The organism is Stenotrophomonas sp. GW821-FHT09E08 (assembly GCF_059416125.1).
In genome coordinates, this window is the sequence record NZ_JBWKOO010000004.1 from 269,501 (window position 1) to 285,587 (window position 16,087).

Sequence of the window (16,087 nt, forward strand, 5' to 3'; positions counted from 1 at the left end):
GTGGTACAGCGCCGATGGCGGTGGGGATGGGTGGGCTATACGTGGGTATAACCCCGGCGTGGTGGAGGCCGACCTTGGTCGGCGCTTGCCGTCTGCGTGTGCCAACCAAGGTTGGCAACCACCTTGGGCGGATGGGGCGTGGTGGGGGCCGACCTTGGTCGGCGCGTGCCGTTTGCGTGTGCCAACCAAGGTTGGCACCTACCGGGGCAGCTGGACGCGCGGTTACTGCAGGACGAAACGCTCAATGGCGCGCGCCACGCCTTCATCGGCATTGCTCGTGGTTTCAAAACGCGCCACCGCCTTCACTGCGTCGATGGCATTGCCCATCGCCACGCTGGTACCGGCGTACTGCAGCATGGTCAGGTCGTTTTCCTGGTCGCCGATCGCCATCACGTTGCCGCGGTCGATACCCAGGTGCTCGGCCAGCTTCTGCAGGCTCGGGCCCTTGCCGGCACGGTGGTCGAACACTTCCAGGAAGAACGGTGCGCTCTTCATTACCGCGAAGCGCTCGGTCAGTTCGCTGGGCAGGCGCGCGATGGCGACATCCAGCACGTCCGGCGCGTCGATCATCATCAGCTTGATGAAGGACATCGATGGGTCCATGTCTTCCACGCGACGGTAGGAAAGCGGCATCCGCGAGAGATGCGAGTCGGCCACGGTGTAGTAGCTGATGTCCTGGTTGGGCGTATACATGCGCTGGCTGTCCAACGCCTGGAAATGCACACCCAGTTCGCGGGCCACCTGCTCGCAGAACAGGAAGTCGTCGAAGCTGAGCGGATACTCGACCACGGTTTCGCGCGTGCCGATGCGCTGCACCAGGCCGCCATTGCAGGCGATGCAGTAGTCGTCGTCGCCGGTGATGCCCAGCTCATGCAGGAACGGCGCCAAGCCGGGAACCGGGCGGCCACTGGTCAGCACGATATGCACGCCCAGCGCGCGCGCCTGCGCGATGGCCTGCTTGGCCCGGGAGGTGAGCGTGTGGGTGGGGTCCAGCAGGGTGCCATCCATGTCGATGGCGACCAGTTCGATGGTCGATTGCCTGCGGCCCATGTCCATTGCGTTCAGCTCGTGCGGGGCACGCCAGTTTACCCCTCATGCCCGGTTCACCTCTTTGCCCACGTTGGCCGGGATACTGCGGGAGCCTGTGCGTCCCCCACCGCAGGACGGCCCGCTGACCGCCCTTCCCTGGAGAACCTTGCGACGCATGACCTACCGTGCCCCCGAAACCAATGACAGCGCGCCCCTGGCCAAGCAGATCGAGCAGATGATCGACGAGCTGCCCGGCGACCAGGTAAGCGTCGGTACCCTGCTCAGCGCGCTGGGCGATGAGGGCCTATTGCTGATCGTGATCCTGCTCTCGGCCATCTTCATCATCCCGGTGTCGATTCCCGGGCTGAGTACCGTGTTTGGTGCCTCGATCCTGCTGATCGGCCTGAGCCGCGTGCGCAACCGCCCGCTGTGGGTGCCGCAGAAGCTGGCGCGCCGCGAGATCGCCACCGACAAGCTGAAGGCCAACCTCGGCCGTGCGCTGAAATGGGTGCACCGCATGGAGCGCCTGTCACAGCCGATGCGGCTGGCGGTGATGGTGCGCTCGAAGAGGATGATGCGCCTGAACAACCTGATGCTGGTGTTCGCGACCCTGCTGCTGATGGCCCCGGCCGGGCCGATTCCCTTCAGCAATACGTTGCCGGCACTGGCGCTGATGTCGTTTGCGATTGGCTTCATCCAGCGCGATGGTGCGGCGGTGGCGGCTGGTTATGGTTTCGTGGTGGCTACGGTGGTGTATTTCGGCGTGCTGCTGGGTGGCGTGGGGTTTGCCGCCGAGTCGGTGTTCAGCGGGCTGCGTGGCAACTCAATCTGATACTCGGCTGCGGGGTCGGGCATACGGGCAAGGCCGCGCCACGGTGGGCGCGGACGCACGTCACATCACAAAGGTTCTACGCGGGCTGGGGCCGGGCGCGTTGTCGATCCAGAGCTTGAGTTCGGCGAGGTTTGCGAACTCCTTGGTGTACAGCTTACCGCCGACGACACAACACATCAGCAGTTCGACGTCGTCGGCATCGTCACTTTCGCCTTTATCGTCGGTGTCATCGTCCAGTGACAGCAGCCATCGCACGTAGTCCCTGAAACTCTGAAAGTCGACTCCGACCTTCTGCGACACCATCGCCTGTGCAAACTCCTGGACCGTCTCGCACTGGATGGAGATGGAGCTGCTGAAGGTGATATCAGCCTGAGGAAGTTGGATGATCGCTGGAGTACAGACATAGGTTCCGTAGCTCCTCACGGGAAACTCGATATTGGCCCCCTGGGTCGATCGCCAGCCGATCAGATGGCAGCTTGCATGGATGTCAGACCACCCATCCAGGAGGCGGCACAGCTTCTTCCTGCGCGGCTTTCTTGCTTCAGTGGCTGCATCGCGCTTCTCATCCTTGAACTCTATCAGCGAGAAGTTCCGGCCATCTGAGGCAAGCACGTCCGCACCCAGCCGAACATCCTGATGGTCGGTTGGCGCGATGTAGGCACTATGCCCCAGGTTCTCCAGCTCGCGTTCCAGGTTCCTGCTGAACGCGGCCACGTTGGACGTTTCATGATTCAACTTCATACGATGCTCCCTATCGACGGGGAGCATCGTAACGAAATGACCAGCATTGGGTCATCCCGTGCCAGCCAGCGGCCTTCATCGTGCAGACACCCGCCACACCACGTCGCCCACGTCGTCGGCGATCAGCAGTGCACCCTGGGCGTCCATGGCCATACCTACCGGCGCGCCCATCAGGGTCTTCTCGTCCTTCGAGGCGAAGCCGCTGACCACGGTCTGCGGCCGCCCGGTCGGCTTGCCGTCCTTGAACGGTACGTAGACCACTTCGTAGCCGCTCAGCGGCGAGCGATCCCAGCTGCCGTGCTCGCCGATGAAGGCGCCACCGTGGTACTGCGCCGGCAGTGCCTGGCCGGTGTAGAACAACAGGCCCAGCGGTGCCACGTGCGAGCCGATGGCATAGTCCGGCACGATCGCCTTGGCCACCAGGTCCGGCCGCTGCGGCTGCACGCGCTCGTCCACATGCTGGCCGTAGTAGCTGTAGGGCCAACCGTAGAAGCCATCCTCCTTCACCGAGGTGAGGTAGTCCGGCACCAGGTCGGCACCGATCTCGTCGCGCTCGTTGGCCACGGCCCACAGCTGGCCGGTGCTCGGCTCCCAATCCAGCCCGGTCGGGTTGCGGATGCCCGACGCAAAGATGCGGCTGCCACGGGTAGCTACGTCCACTTCCAGCACCACCGCGCGACGGTATTCGACGGCCAGGCCGTTCTCGGTGATGTTGCTGTTGGAGCCCACGCCCACGTACAGCTTGCTGCCATCGCGGCTGGCCAGCAGTTCCTTGGTCCAGTGGTGGTTGATGGTGCTGGGCAGGTCGGTGAACTCGCGGCCCTTGTCGGACATGCGGGTTTCGCCCGGCACATAGTGGTACTGCATGATGTTGCCGGTGTTGGCCACGTACAGCGTGTCACCGATCAGCTGGATGCCGAACGGCGAGTGCAGCCCTTCGATATAGACATGCTGGGTCCAGGTGTTCGTGCCCGGCGTGCGCCGCAGCAGGGTGACCCGGTTGCCGCCCTTGCCGGCCTTGCCCGAGCGCGCCTTCACCTTGCCGGCGATCCACTGCTTGGGCGTGGTGACTGGCTCTTCGCCGGGGCCATTGCCTTCCACCACCAGCACATCGCCATTGGGCAGGGTCAGCAACCGCCGCGGATGCAGCAGGTTGGCGGCGATACGTTCGATCTTCAGGCCTTCGGCCACTTTGGGTGACTGGCCGTCGGCCCAACCCACGCCGCGCGGCACCTGCATCGGCGGCATCAGGAAGTTCTTCGGTGCCGGCAACGGCGGTTGTGCACCGGACTGGTCAGCGGGATGGTATTCAGCCTTGGCGGCGCAGGCCGACAGCATCACGGCCAACGCCAGGGCGCCCACGGTGGGCAGGATGTACTTAGCCATGACGACCTCCCTGCAGCACCGGCGGCTGCAACGACAGCAGGATCAGGCCCAGTGCGATCAGGGCCACGGTCAGCGCCGACAGGATCGTGCCTGGTACCGCCACGGCATACGCATCGCGGCTGTGCACGAAGGCATTCCAGATGGCCAGCACCACTGCGACCAGGTTGAGGAAGAAGTCGATGCGGTCGATGCGCGTGGCGGTGCCGTTGCGGCGCCAGACCGTGAACAGGTTGATCAGCCGCGGCACGATGGCGATCAGCAGGCCGAAGGTGATCAGCCAGGCGGCGGCCTTGCCCCACATCACCTCGGCGCTGTTGAGATAGATCGCGTCGAAGATCAGCGCGCCGACGAAGAAGCCGAACGGTATCGGATTCAGCAGACTGAACAGCGTGGTGCCGAGGCCGCGATGGGCCTGGGCCAGAGGGTTGACCATCATCGTGCTCTGATGCGGAAGGGTGCACGGGCTGTAGTAGCACAGCCGGATGTGAGGGCGCGCGACGATGCCGGGTAGATCCACGCCATGCGTGTATACGCGTGCCAACCAAGGTTGGCACCTACCAGATGCGGGGCACGGCAGTCGTCATTACCCCACGGCATAAGTGTTTGTGACGCAATTGGCACATCTGCAGATTGCGGGTGTGAAGAGGTAGGGGGTTGTTCGTTGTGTCGCGTTTGGATTGTTGCGATGGGGCAGTTCCGCCCCGCCGTCCTGCCATGCCGATTCACAACAGAAGGATTCGTGTATGAAGCGACACACGCAACGCTCCGCGCGTCTGGCCTTGGCCACTGCCCTGGTCCTGGGCAGCCTGGCCGTCACCGCCCAGGCCCAGCAGGCCGATCCACTGGCCGGGCGTCAGTGGCATCTGCTCAACACCGGACAGGCCGTACTGGGCGATACCCTGCCGGTGGCCGGCAACGATCTCAACGTGGATGGCCTGTTCCGCAATGGCATCCGTGGCCAGGGCGTCACCATCGCCATCGTCGATGACGGCCTGCAGATCGCGCACCCGGACCTGGCCGCCAACGTCGCGGCGGTCGCAGGCAAGAACTTCGCCAACCAGAGCAACAACCCTTCACCGTCCAATCCGGACCGCGACTATCACGGCACCATGGTCGGCGGCATCGCCGGTGCGGTGGGCGCCAACAACCTGGGCGTGCGCGGCGTGGCCTCGGCGGCCACCCTGAAGGGCTTCAATTTCCTGGCGTCCAATGCCCAGGGCAATTCGAGTTCCAACATCGAGTACTCGTGGTGGGACGGCGCCGAAGTGGCCGACGTGGGCGTCTTCAACAACAGTTGGGGCTCAGGCCCGGGCAACCCCAACCTGCCGTTGGCCCACAGCGAGAACGACATCACCGCCTATGAGCAGGCCATGTCCGGCACCCGTGGCGGGCGCGGTGGCATCTACGTGAAAGCCGCCGGCAACAACCACAACAACGGCGCACGCACGGATGGCACCGACATCTGCTCGGCAGACACCAAGAACCGCAACACGGGTTGCATTCCGGCAGGCCGGGATCCGCGCAACAACCTGTTCAACGTGATCACCGTTGCCGCCGTGCGTGCCGATGGCGTACGCTCGTCCTACTCGTCCACCGGCTCGGCACTATGGGTGTCCGGCTTTGGCGGCGAGAAAGGCTGGCAGCGGCAGGTCGTGCCGGGGGAGCTGGCGATTGGCTACGATCCTGCCATTCTCACCACCGACGTCACCGGCTGCGCGCAGGGCAGCAACAAAAACACGAGCCTGCGCAACACCTTGGACGGCGACCAGTCCGCCATCGACAGCACCTGCAACTACACCGGCAAGATGAGCGGCACCTCGGCGGCCACGCCAATGGTGTCGGGCGTGGCGGCATTGGTGCTGGAAACCAATCCGAACCTGTCCTACCGCGATGTGAAGTACATCCTGGCCACCACCGCCAACCGGACCGATCCGAACCAGGCTGCGGTAACGCACTCCGATGGCCGCGTGCTGGTGCCGGGTTGGACGGTGAATGCCGCCGGCCGCGCCTACAGCAACTGGTACGGCTTCGGCGTAGTCAACGCCGCGCGCGCGGTGCAGGTAGCGGAGAACTTCCAGTCGCTGGGTGCATTGGTGGACAGCGACTGGCGCAGTACGACGCGCACCGTGGCCATCGGCAATACCTCGGCCGCCGCTGCACGCCTGACCTTCCAGCTGGCCAATGGCGCGCGCAACATCGAAAGCGTGCAGCTGGGCTTCCGGGTCAATCACAGCAATACCCGCCAGCTGCAGTTCGTGCTGGTTTCGCCCAGTGGCACGCGCAGCGTGGTGCAGCCGGCATTCACCGCGATCGGCTCTGGCCTCAAAGGTGTCCAGCGCAACTTCACCAACTGGGACCTGCTGTCCAGCAATGCCTTCCTGGATGAGAACGCCACGGGCACCTGGACACTGGAAGTAACCGACCTGGGGCAGGCCGCGAACGCTGCATCGCGTGGCAACCTCGAATTCTTCAAGATCCGCGTTCTGGGGCACTGATGATGAAGACGACCATTCTGTTGAGCACCCTCGCCCTGGCGGCGATGACCACCACCGCCTGGGCACAGAGCTCGGGCCAGACACCTCCGGCGAAGACCTTGTCGACCGTAGACACGCAGCAGTTGAAGGCGGAGGCCACTGGCCGTTCGTTCAATGTGGGCGGCTCGCGCTTCCAGCTGGCGCCGTCGGCAACCGTGCAGCAGGCCAGCGGCGGTCAGTTCCGGATCACCACCGGGGCTGATGCCAGCGCTGCGGCCGTCGGCACCCGCAGCAAGCGGTCCACCGACGCGTCTACCGGTGTGGCCGCACGTGCGGATGCCGGTGCCAGCAAGTTTGCGGCCGCTGTCTCCAACGATGGCGCGCCAGTCGTGGCGACCTCGCGGGTCAAGGTGTTCTTCACCGATGCGGCTTCGGCGCAGCGTGCGGCCACCGCCACCGGCGGCACCGTGGTGAAGGTGTCCAAGGCCTCGGGCCGCGCGATTGTGGAGTACCCGTCGGTGAACGCGGCGCTGGATGCGACCACCAAGCTGCTGTCGACCGCCGGCATCAAGGCGGCCGAGCCGGACGTGGTGCAGTGGGAAGAAACCAAGTAAGGCGTTGAGTGGTGCCCCCGGTCGGTTGGCTCTCCTGGCCGGCCGGGGGATTGGTTTTGGGGGTGTGCCGACCAACGGTCGGCACCCACCAGATTCATTCATCGCGTGTCGACCAAGGTCGACGGCTACCGGGGCAGCGGGCGCAACGAACGGTTGGTATCAGTCGGGCATGGCCCGGGACTACCGGGCAGCGAGCGTGTCGCTTTGCTTGAGGTGGCAGCTGGCCAGTGCGTCGTTGCCGGCGGCTGGATGGGCCGGCTCCAGCAGCAGGCGCTGCACGTCGGAGAACAGCTTGTCCACCGGCATGCCATAGGGCGCGAACAGGCGCAGGCGGCCTTGGCGGTCGAATACGTAACCGCCCGCGATGTGGCTCATGGTGTAGGTCTCCGGCACCTGGCCAGGTTCCTTTTCATAGAACGCCTTGAAGTCGCTGGCCATCGCGGCCAATTGTGCTTCGTTGCCGACCAGTGCGATCGCCTTGGGGTCGAACGCTTCCACATAGGTGCGGGCGACTTCGGGCGTGTCGCGTGCGGGATCGACGCTGACGAACACCACCTGTAGCTGGTCGGCATCCTTGCCCATCAGGTGCTTGACCTGGCTGAGCTCGACCATGGTGGTCGGGCAGACATCCGGGCAACTGGTGAAACCGAAGAACAGATAGGTCACCTGCCCCTGCAGGTCCTTCGGGCCGCGCAGGGTGTCGTGGCTGTCGGGCATCGACCACTGCTGGCCGAGCTCTTCGCAGGCGATGTCCTTGGAATAGAAGTCCATGCGCGACTGCGCACTGCAGCCGGCCAGCAGGCCGATGGCCAGGCCTGCCAGCAGCGGCAGGCGGAAACGGGGAGAGAACAACGAACGGACAACAGCAGCAGGACGCTTCACGGGGTACCACCAACGCAGACGCGGGCGGGGTCTCGGTCAGGCCTGCCCTTGGGGGGAAAGAGGACGGAGGTGCCGGGGTGATCGCGCGGTCCATGCCGATCACCCCGGCCACGGTCAGTTGATCATCATGTGGTAGTGCATGCTCCAGATGATCCACACCGACAGCGCGACGATGATGAACAGGATCACCAGGGTGAACACGAAGCTGGCCAGGTTCCAGCCGCCTTCGGACTTGCGGTCCATGTGCAGGAAATAGACCAGCTGCACCAGGATCTGCGCCACCGCGAAGCCGACCAGCAGGAACAGCGTGAGCGGCCGCGACAGCACCGGATTCATCACCAGTGCGAACGGCACCACGGTCAGCAGCGCGCACAGCACGAAGCCGATCAGGTAGGACTTGGTGGAACCGTGCGCATTGCCGGCGCGCGAGGTTTCGACGTGGGCCATGTCAGAAGGCTCCGATCAGGTAGACGAAGGTGAAGACGCAGATCCACACCAGGTCCAGGAAGTGCCAGAACAGGCTCAGGCACGACACGCGGGTGATGTTGGTCGGGGTCAGGCCGCGGCTGTAGACCTGGTGCATGACCACCGCCATCCAGATCAGGCCGCTGGCCACGTGCAGGCCGTGGGTGGCGACCAGTGCGAAGAACGTCGACAGGTAGGCGCTGGTGCTGGGGCCTGCGCCTTCATGGATCAGGTGCGAGAACTCGTAGATCTCCATGCCGATGAACGAGGCACCGAGCACGAAGGTCACGCCCAGCCAGCGCAGCACTGCCGAGGTGTCGTGGCGATGCATCGCCAGCACGGCCTGGCCATAGGTGATGCTGGAGACCAGCAGCAGGAAGGTCTCGGCCATCACGAACGGCAGCGAGAACAGGTCCTTGCCGGTGGGGCCGCCTGCGTAGGCGGTGCTGAGCACCGCGTACGAGGCGAACAGCGAACCGAACAGCACCAGATCGGACATGAGGTAGACCCACATGCCGAACACCTTCATGCCGCCCTGTTCGTGGCAGTGGTCGTGTTCGTGGTGGTCCTCGTGCGCCTGCGTGTCGCTGGCCAGCTCCGGGCGGGTCAACAGGTTCATGCGCGTACCTCCTTCAGCTTGGCAAGGCTGGCCGCTTCGGTGCGCGCCACCTCTTCGGAACTGACGTAGTAATCCACGTCCTCGTCGTAGGACCGCACGATCAGGGTCACGATCATCGCGATGAAGCTGGCCGCGGCCATCCACCAGATGTGCCAGACCAGGGCGAAGCACAGCACCAGGATCCAGATGTTGAGGATCAGCGGCACGCCGGTGTTCTTCGGCATGTGGATCGGTGCGTACTTCTTCGGCGGCGGCGGCAGGCCACGCTTCTTCGCTTCGTGGAAGGCGTCCAGCTCATCGGCCTTGGGCACCACGGCGAAGTTGTAGAACGGCGGCGGCGACGGCGTGGCCCATTCCAGCGTGCGTGCGTTCCACGGGTCGCCGGTCAGGTCCAGGTTGCGCTTGCGGTCGCGCACGCTCACGTAGATCTGCACCAGCATCAGGATGATGCCCGCGAACACGAACAGTGCACCGATGAAGGCGGCGATCAGGTACGGCGTCCACGCCGGGTTGTCGTACTGGTTCATGCGGCGGGTCATGCCCATGAAGCCGAGCATGTACAGCGGCATGAAGGCCAGGTAGAAACCGATCACCCAGCAGGCGAACGACCACTTGCCCAGACGCTCGTTGAGGGTGAAGCCGAACACCTTCGGGAACCAGTAGGCGAAGCCGGCCAGGTAGCCGAACAGCGCGCCACCGATGATGGTGTTGTGGAAGTGCGCGACCAGGAACAGGCTGTTGTGCAGCAGGAAGTCCGCGCCCGGGATGGCCAGCAGCACGCCGGTCATGCCACCGATGGTGAAGGTGACCAGGAAGGCGATCGTCCACAGCATCGGCACGCTGAACTCCACGCGGCCGCCATACATGGTGAACAGCCAAGTGAAGATCTTCACGCCGGTGGGGATGGCGATGATCATCGTCATGATGCCGAAGAAGGCATTGACGCTGGCACCGGAGCCCATGGTGAAGAAGTGGTGCAGCCAGACGATGAACGACAGGATGCCGATTGCCAGCGTGGCGCCGACCATCGACTTGTAGCCGAACAGTTTCTTGCGCGCGAACGTGGCGGTCACTTCAGAGAAGATGCCGAACGCCGGCAGCACCAGGATGTACACCTCCGGGTGGCCCCAGGCCCACACCAGGTTCACGTACATCATCGGGTTGCCACCCAACGTGTTGGTGTAGAAGTTGAAGTCCAGGTAACGGTCCAGGGTGAGTGCACCCAGCGCCACGGTCAGGATCGGGAAGGCGGCGATGATGATCACGCTGGTGACCAGCACGGTCCAGGTGAACACCGGCATCTTCATCAGGGTCATGCCCGGCGCACGCATGCGCAGGATGGTGATGAACAGATTGACGCCGGTCAGCAATGTGCCGATGCCCGAAGCCTGCAACGCCCAGATGTAGTAATCGACACCGACCCCTGGACTGAACTCGATGCCCGACAGCGGCGGATAGGCCACCCAGCCGGTCATGGCGAACTCGCCAACGCCGAGCGAGATCATCATCAGCGCGGCGCCGACCACGAAGATCCAGAAGCTGAAGGCGTTGAGGAACGGGAACGCCATGTCGCGCGCGCCGATCTGCAGCGGCACGATGATGTTCATCAGGCCGACCACGAACGGGGTGGCTACGAAGAAGATCATGATCACGCCGTGCGCGGTGAAGATCTGGTCGTAGTGCTCAGGTGGCAGGAAGCCATCACTGCCCGGGCCAGCCGCCGCCAGCTGCGCGCGCATCATCAGCGCATCGGCAAAGCCACGCACCAGCATGACCAGCGCCACCACCACGTACATGATGCCGATCTTCTTGTGGTCCACGGTGGTGAACCAGTCACGCCACAGCGGGCCCCACAGCTTGAAGTACGTCACCGCGCCAAGCAGCGCGAGGCCACCCAGCACCATGGCCGCCAATGTGACCACGACGATTGGCTCGTGCAGCGGCACGGCCTCCCACGTCAATTTACCCAACATGTTCGTTACTCCTGGGAAACCTGGGCACCACCGGCAGCGCCCGCCGGGGTCGCAGCAGCGGTGTTCTCACCAACGCCGATGAACTGGTCGATGACCTTCTTGAACAGCAGTGGTTCAACACTGGAGAAGTGCTGTACCGGTGCGTTCTTCGACGGCGCGGCCAGCGCCTTGAACTGGTTGAAATCCAGCGCCTGCGGCGCACTGCGCACCTCGGCCACCCAGCGCTCGAAGTCTTCGTTGCTGCTGGCGGTGGCGATGAACTTCATGTTCGAGAAGCCATGCCCGCTGTAGTTGCCCGACATGCCGCGGAACTGGCCGGGCTCGTTGGCGATCAGGTGCAGCTGCGTGCGCATGCCGGCCATCGCATAGATCTGCCCACCCAGCTGCGGGATGAAAAAGGTATTCATCGTCGAGTTGGAGGTGATGTTGAACGCCAGCGGGCGGTTGGCCGGGAAGTTGAGCTGGTTGACCGTGGCGATGCCCAGGTCCGGGTACACGAACACCCACTTCCAGTCGGTGGCGATCACGTCCACGTGCAGCGGCTCACCGGCCACGTCCAGCGGCTTGTACGGGTCCAGCTCGTGGGTCGACTTCCACACGATCACCGCCAGCACCGCGATGATGATCAGCGGCACGCCCCAGACCACGATCTCCACCTTGGTGGAGTGTGACCAGTCAGGCATGTATTTCGCTTTGGTATTGCCGGCGCGGTAGCGCCAGGCGAACACGAAGGTCAGCACGATGGCCGGTATCACCACGATCAGCATCAGGCCGATGCAGATCAGGATCAGGTCGCGCTGGGCGAGCCCGACCATGCCCTTCGAATCCAGCAGCACCCAGTCACAGCCCGACAGGCCGACGCAGGCCAGGGCGACCAGCGCCAGGCGGATGCGGTTCCAGCAGATATTCATTGGAGGTCAACCCTGTTGAAGAAGCGCGCTTGACCGGCTCGCCTGCGCGCAGCGCCCGGGCGTGGAGCGGCTACACTGTGGGTACGAGGTCGCCTACAAGCAGGCGAACCACTCCAATCAAGCCCATACAAGATACAGCATTGTATGGACTTGTGCATCTGCACGTATGGAAAAAACTGACCGATGACGCCACCTGCCGCCGGCCGCCGCCTGAAACACCCCAATCGCACCTGGGTTCGCCCCTTCCGCGAAGGCGCCGGCCCGCTGTACCTGCAGATTGCCCAGCAGGTGCGCGAGGCGGTGGATGACGGCGTGCTGCGCCCGGGCGACCGGCTGCCGCCGCAGCGCGACCTGGCCCAGCAGGTCGGCGTGGACCTGACCACGGTCACCCGTGCCTTCGCCGAGCTGCGCCAGGCCGGCCTGCTCGACGCCCAGGGCGCCGGTGGCACCTTCATCGCGCTGTCGGCCGGCAACCGCAGCACCTCGGTCGACCTGAGCATGAACATCCCGCCGCTGCTGGGCAGCGCGCCGTTCGCGCAGGGCATGGAGACCGGCTTCCAGCACGTCGGCCAGCAGCTGGGCCAGGGCGAACTGATGAGCTACCACGTCGGCGCCGGCACCCGTGAGGACCGCTCCGCCGCCGTGCAGTGGCTGGCGCCGATGCTGGGCACGGTGGGTGCCGACCAGGTGGTGATCTGTCCCGGCGCGCAGACCGCGCTGTGCGCGCTGATTCTGGCCCGCACCCAGCCGGGCGAGCTGATCGCCGCCGAGCAGCTGACCTACCCGGGCCTGCTGGCTGCCGCGCGCGTGCTGCAGCGGGGCGTGGTGCCAGTGGCGATGGACGCCGAAGGCATGCTGCCTGAAGCGCTGGAAGAGGCCTGCCAGCTGCGGCGCCCGCGCCTGCTGTACCTGGTGCCGACCATCCAGAACCCGACGACGGCGACGATGTCGGCACAGCGCCGGCAGGCCCTGCTGACGATCGCGAAGCGCCACGATCTGACCGTGATCGAAGACGATCCCTACTGGTTGCTGGCCGGTGACGCCGCACCGCCGCTGGCCGCCCACCGCGATGCCGGCTGCCCGGTCTATTACATCTCCACCCTGTCCAAGTGCCTGGCCCCGGGCCTGCGCACCGCCTATCTGGTGGTGCCGGCCGGCGAGCCGATGGAACCGGTGCTGGACGCCCTGCGCGCGATCGCGCTGATGCCGACCCAGTCGATGGTGGCGGTGGCCTCGCAGTGGATCCGCAGCGGCTTGGCACAGGACATGGTTCAGCGCTTCCAGCAGGAGCTGCGCGAGCGTCAGGCCATTGCCGCCCGTTATCTGCCCGCCCGTGCCCAAGCGCATCCGGCCGGCCTGCATGTGTGGCTGCCGCTGCCGCCACGGCTGGACCAGTACCGGCTGATCCAGGCCGCGCAGGAACAGGGGCTGGGCATCGCCAGCTCCGATGCCTTCAGCGTGGAAGAGCCACCTCCGGGCAACGCGATCCGCTTGTCGTTGGGCGGCGCAGTTGACCAGGGCGCGCTGGCCGGGGCGCTGGCCAAGCTGAACGAGATCCTGTCCGAGGCCCCCGAGGCCCGCCACAACGCCATCGTCTGAACGGCATGGCGCTTTATCCATACAAAATGATATTTTGTATGCAATGTATGGATGAAGGGACGTGCATCGATGCGCGCCGAGAAACTGAAATTCCACCTGGTGATGGCCGGGTGCGGCGGCTTTGTGGTGCTGATGCTGGCCGCGCTGGCCTGGGTCTGCCTGCAGCCGCAGACCGTGGACGTACAGGCCGCCGAACGCCACGCCATCGAGCAATGCGTGCAGCGCAGCGAGGATCCGTCGCGTAGCGAGATCCAGCGCCGCGCCCAGGCCGATTCCTGCCGCGAGATGCGCAAGCAGTACGTGCACAAGTTCGGCCGGGAAGATTCCTGATGGGCGCAGCCGCGCCGCGTCGCCGCTGGCTGCTGCCGACGATGATCGCCCTCGCCTGCCTGTTCATGGCCGGCGTCGCGGCTGCGCTGTGGCAGTACTTCGGCTACAGCGCGCAGTCCACCTTCACCGAACAGGCCATCGTCTTCGACGATTCTCAGCTGCGCCTGCCGGCCGACCTGGCCGGTGATACCGGCCGCATCCGCGTGGTGCATTTCTGGGACCCGGCCTGCGGCGTGTGCAACCGCGAGACCGGTGCGCACCTGAGCTACCTGATCAGCATGTACCGCCGCGCCGGCATCGACTTCTATGCGATCCGCCGCCCGGGTACCCAGGGCGAGCTGCCCGAGCCGCTGAGCAACAAGGTGATCAACCTGCCGACCATCGACGGCATCGAACACATCCCGGCCAGCCCCGCTGTCGCGATCTGGGATCGCCAGGGCCACCTCGCCTACGCCGGCCCTTACAGCATCGGCATGGTCTGCAACTCGGCCAACAGCTTCGTCGAACCATTACTGGACAGACTGGTACGCGGTGAGACCGTGCGCCCGAAAGGACTGCTTGCCGTGGGCTGCTACTGCCCGTGGCAGGCCAAGCGCTGAGGACGCGCAATGACATCACTGACACTGGCCGGCGTGGCCGCCGCAAACAACAACGGCGGTCACCTGTCCGAACCGACCGATGGTTATGGACAGGCTCCCGCCGTTGGAAGCAACGATACGCCCCGACATGCTCCGTACATGCCGCGACCGGATGTCGCAGCACGCGAATGGGTGCAGGACGTGCTCGCGCACAACGGGCCGATCTACCTGCGCATCGTCAATTCGCTGGAACGCACGGTGCGCCGCGGTGGTCTCGCACCGGGCCAGCGCCTGCCTTCGCAGCGCGCGTTGGCGCAGCAGCTCGGCATCGACCTGACCACGGTGACGCGGGCCTTTGATGAAGCGCGCAAGCGCGGCCTGATCGAAGCGCGTGGACCGCAGGGCAGTTTCATCGCACCACCCAAGGCCGGTTTCGACCAGGTGGTGGACCTGAGCATGAACGTGCCGCCGGTGCCCGACGCCGATGCGCTGGCCGAAACGCTGCGGCGTGGCGCGGCCGCCGTACTCGCACGCAGCAACGCACCGAACCTGATGACCTATCACCTGGGCGGTGGCAACCCCACCGACCGCCACGCAGCGGCGCGCTGGCTGCAGCCGATGCTGGGCGCGGTGGACGATGCCTGCCTGCTGCTGACCGAGGGTGCACAGGTGGCGCTGGCGTCGATCCTGGTCAGCCAGGGACGCGACGACGACGCGATCCTGTGCGATGCGCTGGTCTATCCGGGCCTGCTGCAGGCGGCCGCCGCACTCGGTCGGCGCTTGCTGCCGGTGGACAGCGACGAGCACGGCATGTGCCCCGAAGCGCTGGTGCGGTTGGCACGCGAAAGCGGTGCGCGGCTGGTCTATCTCAATCCCACCTGCCAGAACCCGACCGCACTGACCCTGCCGCTGCATCGGCGCGAAGCGCTGGCGCGCGCGCTGGAAAGCGAAGGCCTGCTGGCGATCGAGGACGATCCTTACTGGCATCTCGCCGAAGATGCGCCGACACCGCTGGCAACCCTGGCACCGCGTCACGTGTTCTACGTGGCGACGCTGTCGAAGGTGATCAGCCCCGGCCTGCGCACCGCCTTCGTGCGTTGCCCGAGCGCCGCGCATGCCGAGGCGATGACGGCCGCACTGCGAGCGACGCGGTTGATGGGCCATCCGCTGGTCTCGGCGTTGGCCAGCCAGCTGCTGCTGGATGGTTCGGCGCAGTCACTGCTGGCGCAGGTGCGCACCGAGGCGCGCGAACGCGTGCGCCTGGCGCGATATCTGCTTGCGCCTTCGCTGCTGCAGCGCGCGGAAGGGCTGCATGCCTGGTGCCGGATACCGGCACCGTGGACCGATGCCACCCTGGTGCGTACCGCACAGCTGCAGGGGCTGGCGATCGCGCCGTCATCGGCGTTCTGTCCGCCGGGGGTATTGCATCAGAGCGGTGTGCGGCTGTCGCTGGGACTGGCCGCGGACCGCCGGCAGCTGGAAAGCGCGCTGCGGAGAATCGACCGGTTGTTGTTGTCGGATGCGTTGCCGGCGATCGAGCGGTAGGCGCAAGGAAGTGCCAACCAAGGTTGGCACCTACCAGAGCCGTAGATCCACGCCATGCGTGGATGCGCGGCGCCCGGGATGCGGTAGCGCCGGGCTATGCCCGGCGGGG

16 protein-coding genes are annotated in these 16,087 nt (G+C 65.4%); 7 read left to right on the forward strand and 9 right to left on the reverse strand.

The features are described 5' to 3' along the window. Positions 1-222 precede the first annotated feature (222 nt). Positions 223-1,056 (reverse strand): sugar-phosphatase, encoded by an 834-nt coding sequence (yidA, locus tag AC07M7_RS08165; RefSeq protein ID WP_495207096.1) that lies wholly within the window; start codon positions 1,054-1,056, stop codon positions 223-225. Between the two features lie 148 nt (positions 1,057-1,204). Between yidA and AC07M7_RS08170 the strand changes: the two genes are divergently transcribed. Then, positions 1,205-1,861 (forward strand): exopolysaccharide biosynthesis protein, encoded by a 657-nt coding sequence (locus tag AC07M7_RS08170; protein WP_495207097.1) that lies wholly within the window; start codon positions 1,205-1,207, stop codon positions 1,859-1,861. A gap of 60 nt (positions 1,862-1,921) precedes the next feature. Here AC07M7_RS08170 and AC07M7_RS08175 read toward each other — a convergent pair whose 3' ends face one another. From AC07M7_RS08175 to AC07M7_RS08185, 3 genes are all read right to left on the reverse strand, one after another. Beyond that, the gene (locus AC07M7_RS08175; RefSeq protein ID WP_495207098.1) at positions 1,922-2,602 is read right to left on the reverse strand and encodes a hypothetical protein; all 681 of its coding nucleotides are present in this window, start codon (positions 2,600-2,602) and stop codon (positions 1,922-1,924) included. Between the two features lie 75 nt (positions 2,603-2,677). After that, positions 2,678-3,988, reverse strand: a complete 1,311-nt coding sequence (locus AC07M7_RS08180; protein WP_495207099.1) for a PQQ-dependent sugar dehydrogenase — start codon at positions 3,986-3,988, stop codon at positions 2,678-2,680. Next, the gene (locus tag AC07M7_RS08185; protein ID WP_295380076.1) at positions 3,981-4,421 is read right to left on the reverse strand and encodes a DUF2231 domain-containing protein; all 441 of its coding nucleotides are present in this window, start codon (positions 4,419-4,421) and stop codon (positions 3,981-3,983) included. Before AC07M7_RS08185 ends, AC07M7_RS08180 begins: the two co-directional genes overlap by 8 nt. A gap of 310 nt (positions 4,422-4,731) precedes the next feature. On the opposite strand from AC07M7_RS08185, the gene AC07M7_RS08190 reads away from it, so the two are divergent. Both AC07M7_RS08190 and AC07M7_RS08195 read left to right on the forward strand, forming a co-directional pair. Then, a complete protein-coding gene (locus AC07M7_RS08190; RefSeq protein ID WP_495207100.1) occupies positions 4,732-6,483 on the forward strand; it encodes a S8 family serine peptidase in 1,752 nt (583 codons plus the stop codon). Continuing rightward, positions 6,483-7,076, forward strand: coding sequence for a S8 family serine peptidase (locus AC07M7_RS08195; RefSeq protein WP_006399785.1), 594 nt, complete (start codon positions 6,483-6,485; stop codon positions 7,074-7,076). Before AC07M7_RS08190 ends, AC07M7_RS08195 begins: the two co-directional genes overlap by 1 nt. 180 nt (positions 7,077-7,256) lie before the next feature. On the opposite strand, the gene AC07M7_RS08200 is transcribed toward AC07M7_RS08195, so the two are convergent. The 5 genes from AC07M7_RS08200 to cyoA form a co-directional block, all read right to left on the reverse strand. Beyond that, on the reverse strand, positions 7,257-7,928 hold the full coding sequence (locus AC07M7_RS08200; protein ID WP_495207134.1) for an SCO family protein: 672 nt from the start codon (positions 7,926-7,928) through the stop codon (positions 7,257-7,259). 144 nt (positions 7,929-8,072) lie between these two features. Beyond that, positions 8,073-8,405: a cytochrome o ubiquinol oxidase subunit IV gene (gene cyoD / locus AC07M7_RS08205; RefSeq protein ID WP_005411473.1), complete on the reverse strand. Its 333-nt coding sequence runs from the start codon at positions 8,403-8,405 to the stop codon at positions 8,073-8,075. A gap of 1 nt (position 8,406) precedes the next feature. Further along, positions 8,407-9,042 carry a cytochrome o ubiquinol oxidase subunit III gene (gene cyoC, locus AC07M7_RS08210; RefSeq protein ID WP_495207101.1) on the reverse strand — a complete coding sequence of 212 codons (636 nt, stop codon included), beginning with the start codon at positions 9,040-9,042 and terminating at the stop codon, positions 8,407-8,409. Then, the gene (gene cyoB, locus AC07M7_RS08215) at positions 9,039-11,015 is read right to left on the reverse strand and encodes a cytochrome o ubiquinol oxidase subunit I (protein WP_014038802.1); all 1,977 of its coding nucleotides are present in this window, start codon (positions 11,013-11,015) and stop codon (positions 9,039-9,041) included. Before cyoB ends, cyoC begins: the two co-directional genes overlap by 4 nt. Before the next feature lie 5 nt (positions 11,016-11,020). After that, on the reverse strand, positions 11,021-11,926 hold the full coding sequence (gene cyoA, locus AC07M7_RS08220) for a ubiquinol oxidase subunit II (RefSeq protein WP_049444335.1): 906 nt from the start codon (positions 11,924-11,926) through the stop codon (positions 11,021-11,023). Between the two features lie 183 nt (positions 11,927-12,109). Here cyoA and AC07M7_RS08225 point away from each other — a divergent pair, with 183 nt between their 5' ends. The 4 genes from AC07M7_RS08225 to AC07M7_RS08240 are packed head-to-tail and all read left to right on the forward strand — an operon-like array spanning position 12,110 to position 15,978. Beyond that, positions 12,110-13,525, forward strand: a complete 1,416-nt coding sequence (locus AC07M7_RS08225) for an aminotransferase-like domain-containing protein (RefSeq protein ID WP_495207102.1) — start codon at positions 12,110-12,112, stop codon at positions 13,523-13,525. A 51-nt stretch (positions 13,526-13,576) separates the two neighbouring features. Continuing rightward, on the forward strand, positions 13,577-13,855 hold the full coding sequence (locus tag AC07M7_RS08230; RefSeq protein ID WP_005414763.1) for a hypothetical protein: 279 nt from the start codon (positions 13,577-13,579) through the stop codon (positions 13,853-13,855). Beyond that, positions 13,855-14,454 carry a DUF6436 domain-containing protein gene (locus tag AC07M7_RS08235; protein WP_208043449.1) on the forward strand — a complete coding sequence of 200 codons (600 nt, stop codon included), beginning with the start codon at positions 13,855-13,857 and terminating at the stop codon, positions 14,452-14,454. Before AC07M7_RS08230 ends, AC07M7_RS08235 begins: the two co-directional genes overlap by 1 nt. Positions 14,455-14,463: 9 nt before the next feature. Beyond that, positions 14,464-15,978: an aminotransferase-like domain-containing protein gene (locus AC07M7_RS08240; RefSeq protein ID WP_046984154.1), complete on the forward strand. Its 1,515-nt coding sequence runs from the start codon at positions 14,464-14,466 to the stop codon at positions 15,976-15,978. The last annotated feature ends 109 nt before the right edge of the window (positions 15,979-16,087 follow it).

Bases quoted from the DNA above. Each gene is read 5' to 3' on its own strand.
- yidA (WP_495207096.1), bottom strand. From the start codon at position 1,056: ATGGACATGGGCCGCAGGCAATCGACCATCGAACTGGTCGCCATCGAC.
- AC07M7_RS08170 (WP_495207097.1), top strand. From the start codon at position 1,205: ATGACCTACCGTGCCCCCGAAACCAATGACAGCGCGCCCCTGGCCAAG.
- AC07M7_RS08175 (WP_495207098.1), bottom strand. From the start codon at position 2,602: ATGAAGTTGAATCATGAAACGTCCAACGTGGCCGCGTTCAGCAGGAAC.
- AC07M7_RS08180 (WP_495207099.1), bottom strand. From the start codon at position 3,988: ATGGCTAAGTACATCCTGCCCACCGTGGGCGCCCTGGCGTTGGCCGTG.
- AC07M7_RS08185 (WP_295380076.1), bottom strand. From the start codon at position 4,421: ATGGTCAACCCTCTGGCCCAGGCCCATCGCGGCCTCGGCACCACGCTG.
- AC07M7_RS08190 (WP_495207100.1), top strand. From the start codon at position 4,732: ATGAAGCGACACACGCAACGCTCCGCGCGTCTGGCCTTGGCCACTGCC.
- AC07M7_RS08195 (WP_006399785.1), top strand. From the start codon at position 6,483: ATGATGAAGACGACCATTCTGTTGAGCACCCTCGCCCTGGCGGCGATG.
- cyoD (WP_005411473.1), bottom strand. From the start codon at position 8,405: ATGGCCCACGTCGAAACCTCGCGCGCCGGCAATGCGCACGGTTCCACC.
- cyoC (WP_495207101.1), bottom strand. From the start codon at position 9,042: ATGAACCTGTTGACCCGCCCGGAGCTGGCCAGCGACACGCAGGCGCAC.
- cyoB (WP_014038802.1), bottom strand. From the start codon at position 11,015: ATGTTGGGTAAATTGACGTGGGAGGCCGTGCCGCTGCACGAGCCAATC.
- cyoA (WP_049444335.1), bottom strand. From the start codon at position 11,926: ATGAATATCTGCTGGAACCGCATCCGCCTGGCGCTGGTCGCCCTGGCC.
- AC07M7_RS08225 (WP_495207102.1), top strand. From the start codon at position 12,110: ATGACGCCACCTGCCGCCGGCCGCCGCCTGAAACACCCCAATCGCACC.
- AC07M7_RS08230 (WP_005414763.1), top strand. From the start codon at position 13,577: ATGAAGGGACGTGCATCGATGCGCGCCGAGAAACTGAAATTCCACCTG.
- AC07M7_RS08235 (WP_208043449.1), top strand. From the start codon at position 13,855: ATGGGCGCAGCCGCGCCGCGTCGCCGCTGGCTGCTGCCGACGATGATC.
- AC07M7_RS08240 (WP_046984154.1), top strand. From the start codon at position 14,464: ATGACATCACTGACACTGGCCGGCGTGGCCGCCGCAAACAACAACGGC.